We start from the raw sequence: 4,208 nt of genomic DNA, 5'->3' as shown, positions 1-4,208 counted from the left end.
CTGGCACGGCGCTAGGGGTGGTGGATTCTAGCGTTCGTCGCAACACTCGGTAGCCCAGTAGTGAACTTTGCACACCCCCCTCTTAGGTGGGCGGGTGTCCTGGCCGTCAGGCCGGTGTGATCGCGCCGAGCCCGGCAAGGTATTCCTCGGCGTCGAAGCCCGGAATTAGCGCGGATTGGACGATGAAGCCCTGGCACACCCCCAGCATCACCGCAGCGTACTTCCCCGCGCGGGTGGAAGCCTCCGCGGGTGTCAGGCCGCGGGACTTCGTGTACCAGGTGATGAGGTAACCGGCGAAGAGTTCCTTGAGACCGGTGACCGTTCCGGCCGCTACACGGCGCAGGCCCGGATCGGTCATTGCCTCGGCCCAGACCTGAAGGAGAAGACCGCGCTCGATGATGTCCTCCCCGATGCCCTGCAGGAATGCCTTGAGGACCTCACGGGGTTCGGGCAACGGATCGGAGGTTCGGAACGCATTGAGCTCCCTGAGCAGGTGATCCAGGATCTCGCGGACGGCCACCTCGATGAGTTCGTCCTTGCTCCTGAAGTGGCCGTAGATCGCCCCCGCCGACAGCCCGGACTCGGCAATGATGTCCGCCATCGAGGTCCCCTGGAACCCCTTGCGGCCAAAGCAGCGCAACGCCGCCTCGGCGATCTGAAGACGGCGGGCCTGGCGGTGGGCGTCGGTCACTCTCGGCATGCGTCCACCTCAAAAAGAATGGTTGTTCTTGACAGGATCCCCTGCAGTCATTCACTATAGAGAATAATCATTCTTTTTACTAGTCGGGAGACACCCGTGTCCATCGTTCCCGCGGCTGCGCCGCACACTAAATGGTCGCGTGTCGTATTGATCGCCATCGCGGCTGCGGCCATTGTCGGGGTGGTGCTGCTGGCCTTCACCTGGGCGGGCATCACGTCCTCGGCGAAGAACATCCCCCTGGCCGTCACCGGGCCGGACGCGCAGGTCCAGGCACTGGAAAAGGCGTTGGAGGACAAGGCCGGCGGAACCTTCACGATCACCGCTGTGGCAAGCAGGGACGCGGCCACGGCCCTCATCCGCTCCCGGGACGCTTACGGTGCGGTGGTGCTGGGACAGGCCCCCGAGGTGCTCACCGCCTCCGCGAACGGCACCGCGGTGAGCCAGATCCTCACCGGCGTCGCCCAGCAGCTCCAGACCCAAATCAACCAGGCGGCGGCCGCCGCCGGGCCTGCGGCCGCCGCCGGGCACCCGGCACCGGTTGCCCCGAAGGTCACCTTGACCGACGTCGTCCCGCTGGCCGCGGCGGACTCCAAGGGCACCGGCCTGGCGCTGGCGGCCTTCCCGCTGGCCTTCGGCGGGATGATCGGCGGCATCCTCGTCTCGCTCATGGTGGTGGGCAACCGGCGCCGGCTGGGCACCCTGGCGCTCTACTCGATCCTGGCGGGAGGCCTCATCGTGCTGGTGATGCAGGGGCTCTACGGCGTACTGCAGGGCAACGCCATGCTCAACGGGCTGGGCGCCGGACTGGCGCTGCTGGGGACCAGTTCACTCATCGTGGGCCTGAACGCACTGATCGGAACGGCAGGAATCCCGGTCGGGGCCGTGACGACCATGCTGATCGCCAACCCGATCTCTGCCGCGACCGCCCCCATGCAGTTCCTGCCCGAGCCCTGGGGCGCCATCGGCCAATGGTTCGTCCCGGGCGCCTCGACCACTCTGCTGCGGGACCTGTCCTATTTCCCGGACGCCAACACGCTTTTCCCCTGGCTGGTCCTGGCAGGATGGACCATCGCCGGGGTTATGTTCACCCTGGCCGGACACTTCCGCAACCAAGAGGTCGTGCACATAGAGGGATCCCTCGACCCAGAGCCCGTGCTCGCCAGGGCCACGCCCGCGACAGCAACACGGTCCCGGCCGCGGACGGCGCAGGGCAACCCGCAGCACGAGAAAGATAGTTCCGAGAACCGGGACCGGTGAAGGTGACGGTCGTTGGAGCGAGTGGCAGCGTTCGTCATCCAGGTCGTGCGACAGTGCTGGAGCCCGGGCGTACGGCGCCGGGCAACGCTGGGCGTGACCGCTATTCCGCCCCGCCCAGGAGATGAAGGATTGTCCTCAATGCGGCCTTGTCTTCAGCCCCTAGTTTGCTCAGAAGGTGACGCTCGACGGCAGCGTGAAGGGGGGCCTGTGCTCCTTCGAGGGCTGCACGCCCAGCATCTGAGATCGCAACCTCCACTCCGGGCCCGGACTTTCGGCGCGTGAGGTACCCTCGTGCTTCCATGCGCGTCAACAGGTGGGAAAGCCTGGTCCGATCCCACCCGGTCGCTGCAGCCAACGCGTTCTGCCTCGAAACGCCGCTTGCAGCGTCCAGTTGAATCAGAACACTTAGATCTGATTCAGAGACCCCGGCGGTAGCCGTCACGTCCGACACAACCGCCAGCCGGATCAGCTCGTGGGTCCGCTTCCACTGGAACCACAGATCCACGTCCTCTTCAGGAGTGCGCGGACACGTGCCGGTTTCATCAGCCACCTCATCTGTTGACAATTCAACATGCCCTTCCTAGTGTTGAAACTACAACACTACCGTGGAGGCGGCTCGGTACGGTTCTTCGGCACCATTAACACCGAGCTATCAAGGTGTGTGGACGGGGGTGGCGCATGTTTGCCCCTCCCCACCCGCCAGACCGTACTCACTCGAAAACCAGGAGAGCCCGACATGTCAGACACCCTTCCCGGCGGAACGTACAACCTTGGTGGAGAACTCACCGTCACACGAATGGGCTACGGCGCGATGCAGCTCACTGGCCCGATGGCATTCGGACCGCCAGCTGACATGGACGCGGCCCTCGAGGTCGCGCGCGAAGTGGTCCGGCTTGGCATCACGCACATCGACACGAGCGACTACTACGGTCCGCACGTCACGAACGAGATCATCCGGAAAGCTCTGTACCCGTATCCCGACGATCTCCACATCGTCACGAAGGTCGGGTTTGCTCGCGATGAGAAAGGCGGCTGGCCGCAAGCATTGGCGCCCGAGCAACTGCGGCAGGCGGTGAAGGAGAACCTGACCAATCTTGGCCTCGACGTGCTCGATGTCGTCAATCTGCGTATCGGTGGCCCCGACGAGTCCACGATCGAACCGTTCACCGTGCTCGCCGAGCTGCAGGAGCAGGGACTCATCAAGCACCTGGGACTGAGTACGGTGACAGCTGAGCAGATCGACCAGGCGCAGACCGTTGCTCCGGTTGTCTGCGTTCAGAACATGTACAACATCGCGTACAGGGCGGACGACGCTTTGATCGATTCGCTCGCAGAGCAGAACATCGCCTACGTCCCGTACTTCCCGCTCGGCGGCTTCAATCCGGTCCAGTCCGGGATTCTCGACGATGTAGCCGAGCGTCTCGGGTCCACTCCGAAGGCCGTAGCGTTGGCGTGGCTCCTCAAGCGTTCACCCAATATCTTGCTCATCCCGGGCACGTCCTCGGCTGCGCACCTGCGCCAGAACGTCGGAAGCAGCAGCCTGGTCCTGCCGGACGACGCATTCGCCGAGCTCGACGCAATCGCTGGTTGATATACCGACACGATCCGGTGACTCGCCAACCGTTGCAGGTTGACAACTTCGAGACAGCCGACGAAGCCACCGCCTACATGGAAGGCGCCGAATATGACGCCGACCCCATTGGTGTCAGGTACCGCCCCGAGCTCATGGCTCAGGCTCGGCGCGCGAAAGGGTCGCCACGGTTCCGGCCGCTCCGATGGACGGGAGGGTGAACGTCGTTGTTGGCGAGTCCGGCCCTGGAGGTGGTCCAATGACGGACACGCCAATGACAAGAGAAAAAGGGCGCCAGTTGCCAGCCGACGCCGACGCTGATGCGCTCCGAACCTCCGATCCGTTGCCCGAACCCCGCGAGGTCCTCAAGGCATTCCTGCAGGGCATCGGGGAGGACATCATCGAGCGCGGTCTTCTCCTTCAGGTCTGGGCCGAGGCAATGACCGATCCGGGCCTGGGCCGTATAGCGGCCGGAACGGTCACCGGTCTCAAGGAACTCTTCGCCGGTTACCTCATCACCTGGTACACCCAGTCCCGCGGCCTGACACCCGCGGAGGCTTCGACCCGCGCGGGGAAGTACGCTGCGGTGATGCTGGGGGTGTGCCAGGGCTTCATCGTCCAATCCGCGCTAATTCCGGGCTTCGACGCCGAGGAATACCTTGCCGGGCTCGGCGCGATCAC

5 protein-coding genes are annotated in these 4,208 nt (G+C 64.6%); 3 read left to right on the top strand and 2 right to left on the bottom strand.

From position 1 onward, the window contains the following. Nucleotides 1-106 precede the first annotated feature (106 nt). The gene (locus J9611_RS16145) at nucleotides 107-700 is read right to left on the bottom strand and encodes a TetR/AcrR family transcriptional regulator (protein WP_211881588.1); all 594 of its coding nucleotides are present in this window, start codon (nucleotides 698-700) and stop codon (nucleotides 107-109) included. Between the two features lie 96 nt (nucleotides 701-796). On the opposite strand from J9611_RS16145, the gene J9611_RS16140 reads away from it, so the two are divergent. Continuing rightward, nucleotides 797-1,957, top strand: a complete 1,161-nt coding sequence (locus J9611_RS16140) for an ABC transporter permease (RefSeq protein ID WP_211881586.1) — start codon at nucleotides 797-799, stop codon at nucleotides 1,955-1,957. A gap of 100 nt (nucleotides 1,958-2,057) precedes the next feature. Here J9611_RS16140 and J9611_RS22795 read toward each other — a convergent pair whose 3' ends face one another. Next, complete coding sequence (locus J9611_RS22795) at nucleotides 2,058-2,399, bottom strand: MarR family winged helix-turn-helix transcriptional regulator (protein ID WP_372447805.1); 342 nt, start codon at nucleotides 2,397-2,399, stop codon at nucleotides 2,058-2,060. Between the two features lie 294 nt (nucleotides 2,400-2,693). On the opposite strand from J9611_RS22795, the gene J9611_RS16130 reads away from it, so the two are divergent. Next, nucleotides 2,694-3,548, top strand: coding sequence for an oxidoreductase (locus tag J9611_RS16130; RefSeq protein WP_211881584.1), 855 nt, complete (start codon nucleotides 2,694-2,696; stop codon nucleotides 3,546-3,548). A gap of 253 nt (nucleotides 3,549-3,801) precedes the next feature. Then, a partial coding sequence (locus J9611_RS16125) for a TetR family transcriptional regulator C-terminal domain-containing protein (RefSeq protein WP_211881583.1) occupies nucleotides 3,802-4,208 on the top strand: 407 nt, incomplete at its 3' end.

It is taken from the genome of Pseudarthrobacter albicanus, from assembly GCF_018224015.1.
Classification (GTDB): domain Bacteria; phylum Actinomycetota; class Actinomycetes; order Actinomycetales; family Micrococcaceae; genus Arthrobacter; species Arthrobacter albicanus.
This window is presented reverse-complemented; position numbering and strand designations above follow the sequence as displayed.

Excerpts from the sequence above, each read along its gene's own strand:
- J9611_RS16145 (WP_211881588.1), bottom strand. The coding sequence starts at position 700 with ATGCCGAGAGTGACCGACGCCCACCGCCAGGCCCGCCGTCTTCAGATC.
- J9611_RS16130 (WP_211881584.1), top strand. The coding sequence starts at position 2,694 with ATGTCAGACACCCTTCCCGGCGGAACGTACAACCTTGGTGGAGAACTC.